The sequence below is a fragment of the Achromobacter sp. 77 genome (assembly GCF_020541125.1).
GTDB lineage: Bacteria > Pseudomonadota > Gammaproteobacteria > Burkholderiales > Burkholderiaceae_B > Achromobacter > Achromobacter mucicolens.
Genome location: NZ_CP059848.1, coordinates 3799033 through 3816221, shown reverse-complemented (window position 1 = coordinate 3816221; position 17189 = coordinate 3799033). Strand labels below are relative to the sequence as shown.

At 68.2% G+C, this 17189-nt stretch carries 12 protein-coding genes; all 12 read right to left on the bottom strand.

Features of this window, described 5'->3' with window-relative positions:
• Positions 1-5: 5 nt before the first annotated feature.
• The 12 genes from pdxA to H4P35_RS17490 all read right to left on the bottom strand — a co-directional run bounded on the left by pdxA (position 6) and on the right by H4P35_RS17490 (position 17178).
• Positions 6-1058 carry a 4-hydroxythreonine-4-phosphate dehydrogenase PdxA gene (gene pdxA / locus H4P35_RS17545; protein WP_152384981.1) on the bottom strand — a complete coding sequence of 351 codons (1053 nt, stop codon included), beginning with the start codon at positions 1056-1058 and terminating at the stop codon, positions 6-8.
• Positions 1055-2272, bottom strand: a complete 1218-nt coding sequence (gene dtnK, locus H4P35_RS17540; protein WP_226846367.1) for a D-threonate kinase — start codon at positions 2270-2272, stop codon at positions 1055-1057. The genes pdxA and dtnK overlap by 4 nt, the downstream gene beginning before the upstream one ends.
• On the bottom strand, positions 2269-3255 hold the full coding sequence (locus tag H4P35_RS17535) for a 2-keto-3-deoxygluconate permease (protein WP_276558103.1): 987 nt from the start codon (positions 3253-3255) through the stop codon (positions 2269-2271). The genes dtnK and H4P35_RS17535 overlap by 4 nt, the downstream gene beginning before the upstream one ends.
• A 193-nt stretch (positions 3256-3448) precedes the next feature.
• A complete protein-coding gene (locus H4P35_RS17530) occupies positions 3449-5566 on the bottom strand; it encodes a TonB-dependent siderophore receptor (protein WP_370638931.1) in 2118 nt (705 codons plus the stop codon).
• A 277-nt stretch (positions 5567-5843) separates the two neighbouring features.
• Complete coding sequence (locus H4P35_RS17525; protein ID WP_276558097.1) at positions 5844-7607, bottom strand: AMP-binding protein; 1764 nt, start codon at positions 7605-7607, stop codon at positions 5844-5846.
• 29 nt (positions 7608-7636) lie between these two features.
• Complete coding sequence (locus H4P35_RS17520) at positions 7637-8224, bottom strand: chalcone isomerase family protein (protein WP_180098290.1); 588 nt, start codon at positions 8222-8224, stop codon at positions 7637-7639.
• Entirely contained in the window at positions 8188-8733 is a 546-nt protein-coding gene (locus H4P35_RS17515; RefSeq protein WP_226846366.1) for a PaaI family thioesterase, read from the bottom strand. The genes H4P35_RS17520 and H4P35_RS17515 overlap by 37 nt, the downstream gene beginning before the upstream one ends.
• A 16-nt stretch (positions 8734-8749) precedes the next feature.
• Positions 8750-9949, bottom strand: a complete 1200-nt coding sequence (locus H4P35_RS17510; protein WP_226846365.1) for an acetyl-CoA C-acyltransferase — start codon at positions 9947-9949, stop codon at positions 8750-8752.
• Between the two features lie 145 nt (positions 9950-10094).
• Entirely contained in the window at positions 10095-12485 is a 2391-nt protein-coding gene (locus H4P35_RS17505; RefSeq protein WP_226846364.1) for a 3-hydroxyacyl-CoA dehydrogenase/enoyl-CoA hydratase family protein, read from the bottom strand.
• A 52-nt stretch (positions 12486-12537) separates the two neighbouring features.
• Positions 12538-13860: an OmpP1/FadL family transporter gene (locus tag H4P35_RS17500; protein ID WP_180098293.1), complete on the bottom strand. Its 1323-nt coding sequence runs from the start codon at positions 13858-13860 to the stop codon at positions 12538-12540.
• Positions 13861-13921: 61 nt separating this feature from the next.
• A complete protein-coding gene (locus tag H4P35_RS17495; RefSeq protein WP_226846363.1) occupies positions 13922-15889 on the bottom strand; it encodes a 3-hydroxyacyl-CoA dehydrogenase NAD-binding domain-containing protein in 1968 nt (655 codons plus the stop codon).
• Positions 15886-17178, bottom strand: a complete 1293-nt coding sequence (locus H4P35_RS17490) for an acetyl-CoA C-acetyltransferase (RefSeq protein ID WP_226846362.1) — start codon at positions 17176-17178, stop codon at positions 15886-15888. Before H4P35_RS17490 ends, H4P35_RS17495 begins: the two co-directional genes overlap by 4 nt.
• Positions 17179-17189 lie beyond the last annotated feature (11 nt).

Sequence of the window (17189 nt, the reverse complement as noted above, 5' to 3'; positions counted from 1 at the left end):
GGGAATCAACCTCCGGTTTGTGCCCGCGCAGTTTCCCATACATGCGTCCAGCCCGGGGCCAGATGCGCGGCGCGCTCGGCGGCCAGGATCAGGCTGTCTTCGCGCGCGATGCCCTTGCCGGCAATGTCGAACGCGGTGCCGTGGTCCACGGACACGCGCACGACCGGCAGGCCCACGGTGATGTTGACGCCGTCGTCGCCGTACACCGACTTGAAGGGCGCGTGGCCCTGGTCGTGGTAACAGGCGATCACGAACTTCCACTTGCCGCGCACGGCCTGCGGGAACAGCGCGTCGGCCGGGATGGGACCCGCGGCCAGGATGCCGGCGGCGTTGGCTTCGGCCACGGCGGGCGCCAGGATGTCGGCGTCTTCGCTGCCGAAGATGCCGTTCTCACCGGCGTGCGGGTTCAGGCCCGCGACCGCCACGGGTTCGTCGGCACGGCCCAGCGCGGTGGCGAACGAGCCGGCCAGCCGCAGCACGGCGCGCATGCGGGCAGGGTTCACGTCTTCGATGGCCTGGCGCAGCGACACGTGCGTCGTGGCGTGGAAGATGTAGAGGTCGCCGGCCGACAGCACCAGCGAGAACGTCTTGACGCCGAACTCATGCGCCAGCAGTTCGGTGTGCCCGGGCCATTTGTGGCCGGCGGCGTGCATGGCGGCCTTGTTCAGCGGGGCGGTGACGATGCCGTCGATTTCGCCGGCGCGCGCCAGGGCGCAGGCCGTCGTGACAAATCGGACCGAGCCGTCGCCGGCGTCCGCGCTGATCTCGCCCAACTTCACGTGCGCCAGCGACGGGCCGGCCTGCAGCACTTCGATCAGGCCCGGCGTGTTGGTCGCATCGGCCGGGCGCTCGATCTTGCGCACGATGGAAGGGTCGGCGCCCAGATTGCGCACCGCATTGGCCATGACGTCTGCATCGCCGACCACGAAGAGGCGCGCCTTCTGGCGCAGTTCGTCGTGGCCCATGAGCATCTTGGCCGTGATTTCCGGCCCGATGCCCGCTACGTCGCCCAAGGTCACAGCCAAGAGGGGCAGCTTCGCGGGAGGGGTTTGTGTCATCGCTTGAATCTCCTGTCGCGGATCGCGCGCACCGCGCGAACCAGTACGTCTTCGGTGCCAAAGCCGCCGGCCTTGGTCACCACGGGCAGGCCTGCGGCCGTGCCTCCGGTCAGCGTGCCCAGCGGCACGCCGCCCATCACTTCGTCCACCAGCGCGATGCCGTTCGCTTGCAGCGCCAACAGCACGCTGCGCGCGCCATCGCCGCCGGTGGCGACCACGCCGGCCGCGCGCGAGGCGGCAATCAATTGCGCGGCCAGGCTGCCGAGGCGGTCGGCGACCTTGTCGGAATCCAGGCCGGCGCGCTGGCCTTCTGGGGCCAGCAGCAGAATCGTGCCGGCTTCCAGCGGGGCCTGCGCGTGCGCCTGCAGCAGCGGCTGGCTCCATGCCTGCCATTGCGCGTCGTCAGCCAGCTGCTCGAGCGACGGGCGCCAGGTGTCGGCGCCCGCAGCCTGCAGCGCGGCGGCCTGGCCGCGCGCGGCGCTGTGCTGCGAGGTCACCACGACCACGACAGGCGCGGTCTGGTCGGCGCCTGCCCACACGCGGGCAAGCGGCACGGCCAGTCCGCCCGCGCCCACGGGCAGGGCGCGCTCGCCCAGCAGCCCGACGGCGCGCGCCAGCCGTTCCAGGTCGTCATCGGTGGCGGCGTCGACCACCACGGTGGCGCCGGCCTGCGCGATGCGCGCGGCCAGCGTTTCAGGCGTGTCGTCCGCCAGCGGCGTCACGTGGGCGCTGCCGAGCAAGGTGGGGATATGGCTTTCGGTTACCGGCGTCACGGGGTCGGTGGCCGCCGAGGTCTCGGTGACCGGCTTGCCGTTCACATACAGAATGCCTTGCTCGACCGTGCGGCCCGTGGCCGGAAAGGCGGGGCAGACCACCGCGATGGCGTCGTCGCGCCAGGCGTCGCGCGCCGCGTCGATCTCGGCCTTGAACGCGCCGCGCAGGGTCGAATCGACCTTTTTGTACAGGCGCGACACGCCGGCTTCACGCAATTGCCGCACGTTGCGGCCGATGACGTCGGCGGCATCGGCAGCGCTGAGCGCCCGGCTGTTGGTCGTGACGGCCAGCACCTCGACGTCGTCGTGCGCGGGACCGGCCAGGGCCTCCTCCGCGCCGCCGATGGACAGGTGCGTGCACCAGCCAGCCCGCACGAATTGCACGGCGGTGTCGCCGGATCCGGTCAGGTCGTCGGCGACGATGGCGATGGCGGGTTTCACAAGGCCTCTCCGCGGGCTTCGGTCAGGGGCGGGGCAACGGTGGCATCGGCGTCCTCGGACTTGAGCTCACCGGCGCGCTTGAGGAACCAGGATGCCAGCACCGGGGCCAGAATGGAACTGATCAGCACGCACGCGGCGACCTGCGCGGTGGCGGCCGACACATACTGCTGGAAGTTGGGGTCGGCGGCCGCGACCACGGCGGGCGTGGCGATGGCGTTGCCTGCGGTGGTGCCGGCCGCAAAGCCCAGGCCGCTCTTGCCGCCGCGGCGCAGGATCAGGCGGTAGCCCAGGTAGACCAGACCGCCGGTGATGGGGCTGATGATCAGGCCCAGGATCAGACCGCTGATGCCGCCGCTGACGACCGCGCCCAGATTGATGCCGGTGCCCAGCGCAAAGGCGAAGAACGGGATGACGATATTCGGCACGGGCTTGAGCACGTCGCGCCACTTCGGGTCCAGGTTGCCCACGACCACGCCCAGCAGGAACGGCACCAGCGCGGCCACCAGGGCGATCATCGGAATGTCGGCAAGGCCCGACGCGCCCAGGAACAGCAGGCTGAAGAAGGGGCCGTCGTTGACCGCGCTGGCCACGTAGGCGCCGCGATCGCGGGCATCGCCGTACTGGCCGGTGTAGGCCAGCCACAGGCCGCCGTTGCTGTTGTCGAAGGCGGCGAGCATCGCCAGGATCGACACGCCCCACAGGCCGTCAAGACCGACATAGCTGCCCAGGATGATGATGAGGGTGGCGGGCACCAGCGTCTTCATCAGCAGGATGGTGCCGGCGGTGGCCAGGATGGGACCGCCCGTGCGGGCGTTGACGTGCGTGCCGGTTGCGAAGATCAGCAGCGCGATCAGCGGCAGTGCGCTGTTCTTGAAGAGCGCAGTGGTGAAGCCGCCGATGGCGAGCGCATCGGGGGCAAAGGTGCCGATCAGGGAACCCAGGATCAGCGGCACCAGCATCAATCCACCGGGGATTTTCTGCATCGTGCCAAAAAAGGGCGAGCGGGTAGTTGCGGTCGACACTATCGGGGTCTCCAGGACGATTTTTCTGGGTTGCAGACGTTCATGCGCGCGTCTGTCGGACGGTTGAAAAAATCGTAGTGTACACCTGTACGTACAGCATGTACGTACAGGTTGACCCGCGGTATCCGTCCCGGATATGGGGACGGTTTGGACGTCAGAAGCGGTAGGCGCCGCTCAACATGACCGTGCGGCGCGCGCCGTAGAAGCAGTCTCCGCGGTCCAGGCACACCACTTCATACGTGCGGTCCGCGATGTTGTTGACGTTGAGCGCGTAGCGCCACGGTCCGTTGGTGTAGCTGACCATCGCATCGAACAGCGTCACCGACGGCGTTTCCGGCGCGCCGCCGTCGCGGAACTTGGACAGGAAGCGGGTGCCGGCGCCGACCGCGAAGCCGGGCTGGCCCGCGAGCGTGAAGCGGTATTTGCCCCACAGCGACGCCATGTGCTTGGGCATGCCCTCAAGCTGCGGATCGATGTCCGTGTAGATGTAGTTGGCGATCACGTCCACATTCTGGGTGACGCGGCCGCGCATCTCCAGTTCGACGCCGCGCGTGCGCGTCTTGCCTGCCTGGATCTGGTTGTTGGGGTTGTCCGGATCGTTGGTCTGGCGGTTGCTTTCGCGCAGGTCGTACGCCGCCGCCGTGAATTCCAGGTCGGCGCCGGGCGGCATGTACTTCAGGCCCACTTCCCACTGCTTGCCGCGCATGGGCTTCCAGCGCTGGTTGTAGAAGTCCGCGCCCGCGATCGGGGTGAAGGACTCGCTGTAGCTCACGTAGGGGGACCAGCCGTTGTCGGCCGCGTACATCAGGCCGAAGCGCTTGGTGGTGGCCTGGTCGGTTTCCTTGTCCTGGCCCTCGGTCGTGCTTTCGACACGATCGCGGCGGATGCCCGCCAGCAGGATCCAGTTCTTGTCGAACGTGATCTGGTCCTGCGCGTAGAAGCCTATTTGCTGCTGCCGCTGCTTGGGCGTGTCGGTCAGCGTGTAGTCCGGCGCGTTGCCGTATACCGGGTGGTACAGGTTCAGCGGCGATCCCAGCCCGCTGTCGGACTGGCTGGTTTCGCGGTAGCGCGTGTAGTCCATGCCCACGATGACGGTGTGCTGCGTGCGGCCCCAGTTCAGCTTGCCTTCCAGGTTCTGGTCGGCCAGCAGGGTGCGCATGCGGGGTTTGTTGATGTAGTAGTAGCGGTCGACGGTGGTCTGCGCGTCGTCGATGTACGAATCGCCGCGGCGGTCGCCATAAACGTTCGGATAGAGCGACTTGTAGTCGACGCTGCTGACCGTATTGCGAAAGCTCTGGCGGACCTTCCAGGTGTCGTTGAACTGGTGTTCGAACAGCCAGCCCACGTTGAATTGCTCGGTGTCGTAGGCGTCAAAGCCCGGCTCGCTGGCGAAGCGGCGCGTGGGGATGCGGCCGTTCGGATTGTGGTCGACGGTGCCGCTCCAGGGCAGGAACGATTGCGTCGTGCCGGACCGGTCCTTCTGCCACGAGGCCAGCAGCGTGAGCGAGGTGGCTGCGCTGGGCTGCCATGTGAGCGACGGGGCGAGGAACATCCGGTCGTCCTGCGCGTACTGCACCTGCGTGTCGCTGTCGCGGCCCAGGGCCACCACGCGGTACAGCCACTGGCCGTCCTCGGTCAGCGGGCCGGTGATGTCCGCCTGGATTTCGCGGCGGTTGAAGTTGCCCAGCTGCACGCCGATTTCGCCCTGCTGTTCGGCCTGCGGGCGCTTGCTGACCAGGTTGACGATGCCGCCCGTGCTGCCCTGTCCGTACAGCATCGACGCCGGGCCGCGCAGCACCTCGACGCGTTCCAGGCCGTAGACCTCGGTGCGCGGGTTGTTGTAGTTGAAGAACTGGCGCAGGCCGTCCAGGTACTGCACGGGCTCCACGCCGCGCACGCGCACGTAATCGCCGCGGTTGTCCACGCCGTAGGCATTCGGACGCACGCCAGCCGCGTAGTTCATCGTGTCCTGCACGTTCTGCGCGCCCTGGTCGATGATCTGCTCGCGCGGGATCACGGTGATCGCTTGCGGCGTTTCGGACAGCGGCGTGTCGGTCTTGGTGCCGGTGGCGCTGCGCCGGGCGACGTAGCCGTCGACGGGGCCGGTGGCGGTCTCGCCAGTGCCGAGGACCTGCACGGCGGGCAGCGTGGCGGGCTGCTCGGGTTGCGCGTGCGCGGCGCCCGCGCCCAGGCAGGCGGCCAGCGCGGCCGCGGCGGGAACACGGGGGCGCAGCCGCGCGCGCAGGGCGGCCGGAGTGTGATGGCGTTTCAAAAGGATCTCCCCACTGGCGCGGCTAAGGGCGCGTCCAGTTACTCATAGAAATAACAACGATAACTATTATTAATTGTGTTGATGGACACAGCCAATAGCGGACGTCGGGGAAGATGTAAAAAAAGCCCTGCGGCAGCGCGGGGCTTTGGGAATTGCCGAAGAAAAGCCTTGCGAATTCAGCGAGTTGACGCGCAGGACCGCGCCCGGGGCCGACGCGGGCGCTGTTGCCGGCGTGCGACAGTGCCGGGTGGGCGGAAAGGCGGGGCGCCCGCGCCGATCAGTCCTGGCCGGTCGCCTGGCGGGTGATGGCGGGAGCGGGGGCGGCGGCGTTGCCGATGGGGTCGGTGGCCGCGTGGGGCGCAATGGCCGGCGCCGCGCCTTGCGCGTCCGGACGCAGTTCGCGCCGCAGGATCTTGCCCACGGTGGTGCGCGGCAGGTCGTCGCGGAATTCGATGTACCGAGGCACCTTGTACCCCGTGAGCTGCGTGCGGCAATGCGCGATCAACGTGTCCGCGTCCAGCGAGGGATCCTTGCGGATGACGTAGAGCTTGACCGCCTCGCCGGAGCGCTCGTCAGGCACGCCCACCGCCGCCACCTCGCGCACGCCCGGGTGCAGCGCGGCCACGTCCTCGACTTCGTTCGGGTACACGTTAAAGCCCGACACCAGGATCATGTCCTTCTTGCGGTCGACCAGATAGACATAGCCCGTCTCGTCGACGTAGCCGATGTCGCCCGTGCGCAGGAAGCCGTCCGGGTACATGACCAGCGCCGTCTCGTCCGGCCGGTTCCAATAGCCCTGCGTGACCTGCGGGCCGCGCACGCAGATCTCGCCGTTTTCCCCGACTCCCAGTTCGCGGCCGGCGTCGTCGCGGATCGACAGGTCGGTGGAGGGGACGGGCAAGCCGATGGACCCGTTGAAGATCTTGGTGTCCAGGGGATTGATGGTGACGGCGGGCGACGTTTCCGTAAGCCCGTAAGCCTGCGCGATCGACACGCCCGTCGCGGCGCGCCAGCGGTCTGCCACCGAGCGCTGCACCGCCATGCCGCCGCCCATCGTCAAGCGCAGCCGCGAGAAATCCAGGTGGGCAAAATCCGGGTGGTTGAGCAGCGCGTTAAAGAGCGTGTTCACGCCAGTGAATGCCGAGAACGGCACCTTGCCCATCTCTTTTATCAGCCCCGGAATATCGCGCGGATTGATGATCAGCAGGTTGCTGGCGCCCAGTTTCATGAACGTCAGGCAGTTCGCCGTCAGCGCAAAGATGTGATACAGCGGCAGGGCTGTGACGATGCATTCCTCGCCGTCTTTCACCAGGGGCCTGACCCAGGCGTAGGCCTGGCTGACGTTTGCCACCAGGTTGCCGTGCGACAGCATGGCGGCTTTGGCCACGCCGGTCGTGCCGCCCGTGTACTGCAGGAACGCCAGGTCGGCAGCCGTGAGCGGCACGTCGGCGAACGGCAGGTCGCGGGCTTGGCGCAGCGCATCGCCCAGTTTCTGCGATCCGGGCAGCGACCACGCCGGCACCATGCGCTTGACGCGCCGCACGGCAAAGTCCACAAGACGACCCTTGATGGGACCCAGCATCTCGCCGATGGACGTCACCAGCACACGCTCGATTTGCGTGGCGGGCAACGCCTTTTGCAGTGTGGCCGCAAAGTTGTCCGCGACCACGATGGCGCGCGCGCCCGCATCGGCAAGCTGGTGTTCAAGCTCGTGCGCGGTGTAGAGCGGGTTGCAATTCACCACGATGCAGCCGGCGCGCAGGGCGCCGAAGAGGCAGACGGGGTACTGCAGCAGATTGGGCATCATCAGCGCGACGCGGTCGCCGCGGCCAAGCCCGTTCGCGTGCAGCCATGCGGCGAAGCGTCGCGTCAGCGCGTCCAGTTCGGCATAGGTGATCGATTTGCCCATGCTGATGTAGGCCGTCTTGCCGGGAAAGCGCCGGAAGCTTTCCTGGATGATCGTCACCAGGGTGGTCGCGCTGTCGGTCCCGATCTCGGCGGGCACACCGTAGGGATAGCTCTTGTGCCAGATTCGTTCCATGTCTTGCGGTTCCGTTGGGGCGCAAGGCCCTAGTTGCCCAGCAGGGCTTTCTTCAGGGAGGCCTGCGCGGGGCTGTCGCCCAGCCAGACGCGAAGCAGGGCGCGGGCGAAGGCGGGATCGTCGATGCGGCCGCGCGGCTTGCCGTTGCTGGCAATGGCGACGCCGCGGGCATCGAAGTCCAGATCGATGACATCGCCCTCGCGGGCGGCGCCGATGTCGCTCATCAAGCGTGACAGGCGCTCGGCGGGCGCTATCAGCGCGGCAAGTTCCTGCGAGCTCGTATTGTCTCGCAATCCGTCCTGCAGCGCGCCGTCCAGGCTTTTGCTGTCCACGTCGCGCAGCATCCGCAGCCGCATGCGGCGCGGCTGCGTGCTGTCAATGAGTGCCGCGGCGTCGTGGCTTTTCGTGGTGACGTACAGCGCGGCCACGTAGACCTTCACGACGAAGCGGGTGCGCATGCCCGCGCCGTTCAGCGTCATCGCCTGGCTGCCTTCGGCAAGCTGTTCGGGCACGCGCACGCCGGCAACGTCCACGTCGGCAAAGGCGGGCGCGCCCGCCAGGCAGGCCGCGAAAATCAGGCTCAGGGCGGCGGTGCGCCCTCCGGGGTTGAAACGCATTTGTCACCTCCAGTGTTCTTCTGCTTGTAGAACTTCTTGTCTGCGATGTAGATCGTGCGTTCCACGACGGCGTACACGACGTCGTCCTTGTCTTTCAGTTCGACCGTGTAGGTGCGGGTCGTTTCGTGGTGCGTGGCGAGCAGGCGCCGGATTTCGGCGATCTCGCCCGGCGGCAGCCGGAAGTCGACATACAGCGTGGTGTAGGCGGGCTTGCGGAAACGGATGGAGGCCTCCTTGTCCCAGACGATGTGATCCGGGCCCAACGCCGACATCAGCATGGTCGGGTGGGCGCCGTCGGTTACCGCAAAGAGCGAGCCGCCGTACATCGATCCCACGATGTTGCGGGTGCGGCGCAAGAGCGGCAGCTTGATGCGGATGTGCTGGAAGTCCGGCGACACGTGCAGCACGCGGCCGCCGGTGGCGCGAAAGGCCGGATGCAGGTTGAAGCCCACCCGCATCAGCCGCGCGCGCCACTCGGGCGACAGGTTCTTGAACCAGTAGGGCTTCACGCTGGCCGCCGCCTGGCTACATGGCCTCGAACAGGCCGGCCGCGCCCATGCCGGTGCCGATGCACATCGTGACCAGCCCGTACTTGCCGCCGGTGCGGCGCAGCCCGTGCGTGATCGTCGCGGTGCGGATCGCGCCCGTGGCCCCCAGCGGGTGGCCCAGCGCAATGGCCCCGCCCAGCGGGTTGACCTTGGCCGGATCCAGGTTCAGCTCGCGGATCACGGCCAGCGACTGGGCCGCGAACGCTTCGTTGAGCTCAATCCAGTCCAGCGCGTCCTGCTTGATGCCGGCGCGTTCCAGCACCTTCGGGATGGCGGCGACGGGGCCGATGCCCATGACCTCGGGCGGCACACCGGCGACGGCAAAGCCCACGAAGCGCGCCAGCGGGCTCAGGTTGAACTCGCGCAGGATGCGATCGGACACCAGGATCACGGCCGCCGCGCCGTCCGACATCTGCGAGCTGTTGCCCGCCGTGACGCTGCCGCGTGTGGAGAAGACCGGCTTGAGCCGCGCCAGCGCTTCCAGGCTGCTGTCGGGACGCGGGCCTTCGTCGACCTCGACGAGGCGGCGCGCGACGCGCACCGCGCCGCTGGCGCCGTCCGGCAGGTGCGTGACGACCTCAAAGGGCGTGGTCTCGGCACGGAAGTGGCCGGCGGCAATCGCCGCGCAGGCCCTCTGGTGCGAGGCCAGCGCAAAGGCGTCCTGATCCTCGCGCGACACCTTCCAGCGCTCGGCGACCTTTTCGCCGGTCAGGCCCATGCCGAACGCCATGCCGATGTTTTCTTCGTGGGCGAAGATGGCTGGGTTCATGGACACCTTGTTGCCCATGATCTGCGGCATGGCGCTCATGGATTCGGTGCCCGCGCCGATCATGATGTCGGCCTCGCCCAGCCGAATGCGGGCGGCGGCGTCCGCCACGGCCTGCAGTCCCGACGCGCAGAAGCGGTTGACGGTGACGCCCGCCACGCTTTGCGGCAGGCCGGCCAGCAGCAGGCTGATGCGGGCCACGTTCATGCCCTGTTCGGCCTCGGGCATGGCGCATCCGGCGATCACGTCGTCGATGCGGGCGGCGTCCAGCCCGGGCGCCTGCGCCAGCGCGCCGTTCAGCGCGGCGGCCAGCATGTCGTCGGGTCGGGTGGTGATGTAGGCGCCATTGCGCTTGCCCACCGGCAGGCGCGTGGCGGCAACGATGTAGGCGTCTTGGATCTGCGTGCTCATATCCATTTCCTCAACTAACAATAGCGAGATATATCAATCGGACCCCCGCGCAAAATGGTCTCCCGCAAGCGGGGCCGCGCGGATCCGGCTCTGCCGGTCCGCTTGCGGCGCCCCTGGGGGAAGCGCCGCAGGCGCCTGGGGGGGATCAATTCCGTAGCGGCTTGCCGGTTTCCAGGGTGTGGCGGATGCGCGCCTGGGTCTCGGGCGTGCGCAGCAGCGCCACGAATTCCTTGCGCTCCACGGCCAGCAGCCATTCTTCGTCGACCTTGGTGCCGGTCTCGACCTCGCCGCCGCACAGCGCGACGGCCGCGCTGCGGGCCACGCGGTAGTCGTGCGCGCTGATCATGCCGCCTTCGCGCATGTTGACCAGCACCATCTCGAAATTGGCGATGCCGTTGCGGCCGGCCACCGGCACGTTCTGCAGGCGGGCGGGCGGCGTGTAGCCGGCCTGCGCCGCGGCGCGCGCCTGGCCGATGGCCACATACAACAGTTCGCCGGGATGGAACAGCACGATGTCGTGTTCGCGGGCAAAGCCGGCCTCGATGGCTTCCAGTGCACTCTTGGCGACCTGGGCCATCGCAATGGTCTGGAAGACCGGTTGCAGGTAGGGGAAGACTTCGCCGGGCGTGGCCGTCTTGGCCGCCAGCGCCGCCGCGCGCGCGGCGAACTCCTTGCTGCCGCCGCCCGCCGGAATGAGGCCGACGCCGGCCTCGACCAACCCGATGTAGCTTTCCAGCGCCAGCACGCGGTGCGAGGCGTGCATCAGGAATTCGCAGCCGCCGCCCAGCGCCATGCCCTGCACCGCGGCAACGGTCGGGATCTGCGCGTACTTGAACGACTGCGAAGCCCGCTGGAATTTTTCGACGGTGGCCTCCAGCATGTCCCACTGGCCCGCCGCGCAGGCTTCGACCACCTGCTGCAGGTTGGCGCCCACCGCAAACGGCGCGTCGTGCCAGATGACCAGGCCGTCGAATTCACGTTCGGCCTTGGCCACCGCCTGCAGCACGCCTTCCAGCACCTCGGCGCCCAGCGTGTGGTTGCGCGACGTGACCGACAGGATGGCGATGCCGGCGTCGACCTGCGGCAGGTTCCACAGGCGCACGCCTTCGTTTTCCCAGATCGTGACGCCGCGATCGTCGGCGGCTTCGCCCACGACGCGTTCCGGGAACAGCTGGCGGGCGTACACGGGCAGCGTGGAACGCGGGTGCAACGTGCCGGTGCGCGCCGAATACGACCCTTCGGGCGCATGCACGCCGTGGCGGTCCGGTTCCAGCACCCAGGCGGGCAGGGGCGTGTCGCTCATGGCGCGGCCGGCGGCGATGTCCTCGGCCACGGCGGCGGCGATGGCCTGCCAGCCCGCGGCCTGCCAGGTTTCGAACGGGCCTTGCGACCAGCCGAAGCCCCAGCGCATGGCCAGGTCCAGGTCGCGTGCGTTGTCGGCCACGTGCTCGAGCTGCACGGCGCTGTAGTGGAAGATGTCGCGGAACAGGCTCCACAGGAATTGCGCCTGCGGATGCTCGCTGGCGCGCAGGGCGGCAAAGCGCTTGGCCGGGTCGCGTTCCTTGAGCAGCGCGGCGACGTCATCGGCCAGCTTGCCCGTTCCTGGCGCGTAATCCTGCTTTTTCAGATCCAGCACCTGGATCTCGCGGCCCTGTTTGCGGTAGACGCCCGCGCCGCTCTTTTGGCCCAACGCGCCCTTGGAGATCAGGGCCGACAGCCAATCCGGCAGCGCGAAGTACCGGTGCCACGGATCGTCGGGCAGGTTCTTTTCCATGGTGCCCACCACGTGGGCCAGCGTGTCCAGCCCCACCACGTCGGCGGTGCGGTACGTGGCGCTCTTGGGGCGGCCGATCTTGGGGCCGGTCAGCGCGTCGACTTCGTCGAAGGCCAGGCCCAGCCGCGTGGTGTGGTGCATGGCGGCCAGGATCGAGAACACGCCGATGCGGTTGGCAACGAAGTTCGGGGTGTCCAGCGCGCGGATCACGCCCTTGCCCAGCGCGGAGGTCAGCCAGGTTTCCAGCTGGTCCAGCACGTCCGGTTGCGTGTGCGAGGTGGCAATGATCTCCACCAGGCGCATATAGCGCGGCGGATTGAAGAAATGGATGCCGCAGAAGCGGTCGCGCAGCCCGGCGGGCAGCGCGTTGGCCAGCGCGTCGATGGACAGGCCGGATGTATTCGAGGCCACGATGGCGCCGGGCGCCACGTGCGGCGCGATGCGCTCGTACAGTGCCGTCTTCCAATCCATGCGCTCGGCGATGGCTTCGATGACGAGATCGCAACCGCTCAGGCGGGCGAGGTCGTCATCGTAATTGGCGGGCGTGATGAGCGCCAGGCGCGAGGCGCCGGCCAGCGGGGCGGGTTCCAGTTTTTTCAGGCCGGCCAGCGCCTTCTTGACGGTGCCGTTGCGGTCGCCTTCGCGGGCGGCCAGGTCGAACAGCGTGACCGGCACGCCGGCATTGGCCAGGTGGGCGGCGATCTGCGCGCCCATGACGCCGGCACCCAGCACGGCGACGTTTTTGACGACGAACTTGCTCAAGGGAGTCTCCTGAAAAAGCGGGGGACGGCGCGCGGCCGTCCCCCGTTCACGGCTAGAAGCGGGACGAGAGTTGCAGGCCGAGGATGTGGCCGCTGCTGTCGTAGGTGCCCGCGACACGGCCCTTGGTGGCCGCGCTGCCGGACGTGGTGTCGATGTCCGTCTTGCGCAGGTACAGATAGGTGTAGCCCACGTCGATCGTGGTGTCCTTCGTGGCGGCCCATTGCACGCCGGTCGAGAACCAGTAGCGGTCGTTGTCGGGCAGGGACGTGGGACGGTCGGCGGCGTCATGCACCGGCGACTGATCGAACGCCAGGCCGAACTTCCACTTCCAGGCGGGGGCGAACTTGTAGTTGGTGCCCACGGCAACGCGCCAGGTATCGCGGAAGTTGAGCGGCAGCACATCGTCGCGCGCGCCCGGACCCGAGTTCTTGATCTTCAACTGGGGGATGCTGCTCCAGCCGGTCCACGACACGTCGCCCAGCAGTTCCCATTTTTCGTTGAGCTGGTGCGTGGCGCTAAGAATCAACGTATCGGGCAGGTCGACGTTGGCCTTGGCGTCGAACGACACGGACTGGCCGGTGGGGCCGATGTTGTCGATGTCGGTGTCGCCCTTGGCCGAGTGCTTGATCTTCGAGCGGTACGACAGGCCGATGCGCGTGTCTTCGGTGGGTTGCAGCATGAAGCCGACGTTCCAGCCCCACGCATCGCCCTTCAGGTTCAGGTCGGCGTCGCCATTGGTGGCCAGCGGCAGCCCCGCGATGGGCACCACGGTTTTTTTCTTGTAGGTGGCGTCGATGTGTTGCCAGTTCACGCCGAAGCCCATCGAGAATTTCTCGTTGACCTTGTAGGCGATGGACGGGTTGACGTTGATGGTCTTGATGTCGAACTTGTTCGAGTGGTATTGACCGACCCAGCCGTCGTCGTATTCGGTCATCAGGCCGAACGGTGCGCCCACGCCCAGACCGATGTACCACTGCTCGTTCAGTTGCCAGGAGGCGTAGAGGTTGGGCACGACGCCCAGATGGCCCGCGTCCCCGCCATTGCCGCCGGTGGGAACCGAACCGTTCAAGCCCGATCCGGCAATGCCCGGCGCGCTGGGGTTGCGGCTGTTGCCGTTGTCCGAAAACTTGAACGACGGTTTGATCAGGTTTACCCCGCCGGAGAAATTAAGGCCCGGCAGATAGGTCAAGCCTGCCGGGTTGAAATACATGATGCTGGCATTCTCCGGGTTTGCCGCCGAGCCCGCATACGCGTTGCCCAGGCCGCTGGCGTTCTGCTCCAAGAGCTGAAAACCGGCGCCGTAGGACGTTGCGGATGCGCCCAAGCCGACCAGGATGGCCGACAGGGTGCTCAGGGACAATGGACGTCTGCGCATGGTACTGCCTCCTCGAGTTGGATGTGTGTCTCTCTTCCACTGCCGGCCTGGTTTCGCCGGTCTAATCGGCGCGAGCCGCTGTGCTGCGGTCCTGCTTGGTGCTGCCTGCTTCGTAATGCAAGGGGCCTCCCGTGAATGGCGCGAAGCCCGTCCCAAAAATCACGCCGGCATCGGCCAGATCGGCGTCGGCCACGATGCCGCCCGCGACCCGTTCGCGCGTGGCGTCGATGAGCGGCTGGATCAGGCGCTGGGCCAGGCCGGCGGGCGCGGCGGCGGGATCCGCGCCGCGCTGCTTGACCGGCTCGCCATCGCGCCAGGTGTAAAAGCCCTTGCCGCTCTTTTTGCCCAGCTCGTTGCGCGCCAGGCGCTCGGCCAGGCAACGTGGCGGCTCGGCGCCGCCGGCCAGTTGCGCGCCGGCGTCGCGTGCGATGTCCAGGCCCACGGTGTCGGCCAGCTCCAGCGGCCCCATCGGCATGCCGAAGGCCACCATCGCGGCGTCCACGGTTTCCGGCGCGACGCCTTCGTCCACGCTGCGCATGGCCTGCAGCATGTAGGGCGCAAGCACCGCATTCACCAGGAAGCCGGGCGCGCTCTTGACCGGCAGCGCCAGCTTGTCGATCTGCCCCACGAAGGCGCAGGCGCGGGTCTGGGCGTCGGGGTCGCCGCCTTGCGCGTGCACGACCTCCACGAGCGGCATCTTGGCCACGGGATTGAAGAAATGAATGCCCACCAGACGCTCCGGCCGCGCCAGGCCTTCACGCAGCGTTTCAAGCGACAGGCTGGACGTGTTGGTGGCCAGCAGCGCATCCGGCTTCATGCGCGGTTCCAGCGACCGGTACAGCGCGCGTTTGGCGTCGGGCTGTTCGCTGATGGCCTCGATGATGACGTCGGCCAGCGGCACGCCGTTGCCTTCCGGGTCCGGCACCAGCCGGTCAAAGGCGGCGCGCGCCAGGCGCGGGTCCTTCAAACGCCGCGTATAAAGCGCTGCGGCGCGCTTGATTGCCGGCGCGATGCGGGACATCTCCTGGTCCTGCAGGGTCACGGTCATGCCCTTGTATGCGCACCAGGCGGCGATGTCGCCGCCCATTACGCCGGCGCCCACCACGTGCACATGGCGCGCGGGCGCAACGCCGGGCTGCTTGCCGTTGGCCTTCAGACGCTCTTGCAGGCGGAACACGCGAAGCAGGTTGCGCGCCGTGCCGGACGAAATGATGCGGTCGATGAGGTCGGGCGCCTTGAGCGCATTGCCGCCATGCTTTTCCCAGATTTCCACGATGGCGGGCGCGGCCGGGTAATGGCCCAGCGGATCCTTGGCGGCAATCTGCTTGCGGGCGCGGTTGGCGACGATGGCTTTGAGCGGCCAGCGGTTCAGCAACGCGCCCAGGCCGCGCGCGCGCCGGGCGGGCTTGCGCGACAGGACCGTCTGGCGCGCTGCGGCCAGCAGCAGGCGTGGCGGCACGCGCGCGTCCACCAGCCCCAACGCGGCCGCGCGGCGGGCATCGGCGCCGCGGCCGGTCAGCATCATGTCCAGCGCAGCCGGCGCGCCGATCACCTGCGGCAGGCGCAGCATGCCGCCCCAGCCGGGAAAGATGCCAAGCATGACTTCGGGCAGCGCCAGCGAGGCGCCGGGCTGGTCCGCCACCAGCCGGTAGCGGCAAGCCAGCGCCAGTTCCAGGCCGCCGCCCAGGCAATGCCCCTGGATCAGCGCCAGCGTCGGATAGCGCACGCCAGCCAGGCGGTTCATGAGATTCCAGCCGCGCGACACCAGCCCGCGGGCCTGCTCAGGCGTGTCCAGCGTGGCGAATTCGTTGACGTCGGCGCCCACGATGAAGCCCGTCGCCTTGCCGGACTGGATGATGAGGCCCTGGGGCGGATCGCGGTCCAGCGCGTCAAGCACCACCGAGAGTTCGGCCATGGTGTCGGCCGACAGGGCGTTGACCGCGCTGCCCGCGCGGTCGAAGGTCAGCCAGGCGACGCCGTCGGGGTCGTGGTCCAGGCGCCAGTGGGAAAGCGTATCCAATGTCGTCATGGGCGGTCCTCGTCCAGGGTTTCGACCAGCATCGCGCCGCCTTGGCCGCCGCCGATGCAGATGGCAGCCATGCCGCGCCGCGCGCCGCGGCGCTTGAGCGCATGCAGCAGATGCAGCACGATGCGTGCCCCCGAGGCGCCCACCGGGTGTCCGATGGCAATGGCGCCGCCGTCGACGTTCAGGCGCGCGGGGTCCAGTTCGCCCCAGGCGGGCGTGCCGAAGTTTTCCTGGCAGTAGGCCTCGTCCCGCCACGCGGCCAGACAGCCTAGCACCTGGGCCGCGAAGGCTTCGTTGATCTCCCACAGGTCCAGGTCATTCAAGCCCAGCCCATGGCGCTGCAGGATCGGCGTGGCCGCATGCACGGGGCCCAGGCCCATGATCGCGGGGTCCAGTCCGGCCCATTGCGAATCGATGATGCGGCCCAGCGGGTGCAGGTTCCATTTGCGAACGGCTTCTTCCGAGGCCAGCGCCAGCATGGCCGCGCCGTCGGTGACTTGCGAGCTGTTGCCTGCAGTGATGTTGCCCCACGGCTTGTCGAACACCGGCTTGAGCTTGGCCAGCTTGTCGGGTGTGGAGTCTTCGCGCACACCGTCGTCCGCGGCGTGCAGCGTGCCCTGCATGTCGATGACCGGTGTGACCTCGGGCATGCCGGCGGCGCGGGCCGCCAGCGCGCGCTGGTGGCTGCGCGCCGCGTACGCATCCATGGCGGCGCGGTCGATATTGAACAGCGTGGCGACGTTCTCGGCGGTCTGACCCATCGACAGGCCCACGACCGGGTCCGTCAGGCCCTTGAGCAGGCCGATCACGGGCGCCAGGTGCTTGGGCCGGAAACCGCCCAGCGCCTTGAGCTTGGCGCCCACGCCGCGCGCGGCGTACCAGCGCGACAGCCAGCGCACCATGCCGTCCGAAAACAGCACCGGCGCGCGCGACAGCGCATCGGTGCCGCCGGCCAGCACCAGGTGCGACCGGCCGTTCTGGATGTTTGCAATGGCCGAATCCAGCGCTTGCATGCCCGATGCGCAGTTGCGCATGACGGTCCAGCCGGGCACCCGATCGCCGCAACCGAGCCGCAGCGAAATCACGCGGCCGATGTTGACTTCTTCGGGCGAGGGCGCCGCGCAACCCACGATGACCTCGTCCAGGTCGGTGGGCGCGTAAGGCTGGCGCAGCAGCAGGGCGCGGCCGGCCTGCACCGCCAGATCCCCGGCGGAGAAGGGGCCCGGGCCCGTGCGGGCCTTCAAAAAGGGCGTGCGTGAACCGTCGACGACGTAAACCGGTTTGAATGCCATCCGCTACCTCC

Bases quoted from the DNA above. Each gene is read 5' to 3' on its own strand.
- H4P35_RS17525 (WP_276558097.1), bottom strand. From the start codon at position 7,607: ATGGAACGAATCTGGCACAAGAGCTATCCCTACGGTGTGCCCGCCGAG.
- H4P35_RS17510 (WP_226846365.1), bottom strand. From the start codon at position 9,949: ATGAGCACGCAGATCCAAGACGCCTACATCGTTGCCGCCACGCGCCTG.
- H4P35_RS17490 (WP_226846362.1), bottom strand. From the start codon at position 17,178: ATGGCATTCAAACCGGTTTACGTCGTCGACGGTTCACGCACGCCCTTT.
- H4P35_RS17495 (WP_226846363.1), bottom strand. From the start codon at position 15,889: ATGACGACATTGGATACGCTTTCCCACTGGCGCCTGGACCACGACCCC.
- pdxA (WP_152384981.1), bottom strand. From the start codon at position 1,058: ATGACACAAACCCCTCCCGCGAAGCTGCCCCTCTTGGCTGTGACCTTG.
- H4P35_RS17535 (WP_276558103.1), bottom strand. From the start codon at position 3,255: ATGCAGAAAATCCCCGGTGGATTGATGCTGGTGCCGCTGATCCTGGGT.
- H4P35_RS17500 (WP_180098293.1), bottom strand. From the start codon at position 13,860: ATGCGCAGACGTCCATTGTCCCTGAGCACCCTGTCGGCCATCCTGGTC.
- H4P35_RS17520 (WP_180098290.1), bottom strand. From the start codon at position 8,224: ATGCGTTTCAACCCCGGAGGGCGCACCGCCGCCCTGAGCCTGATTTTC.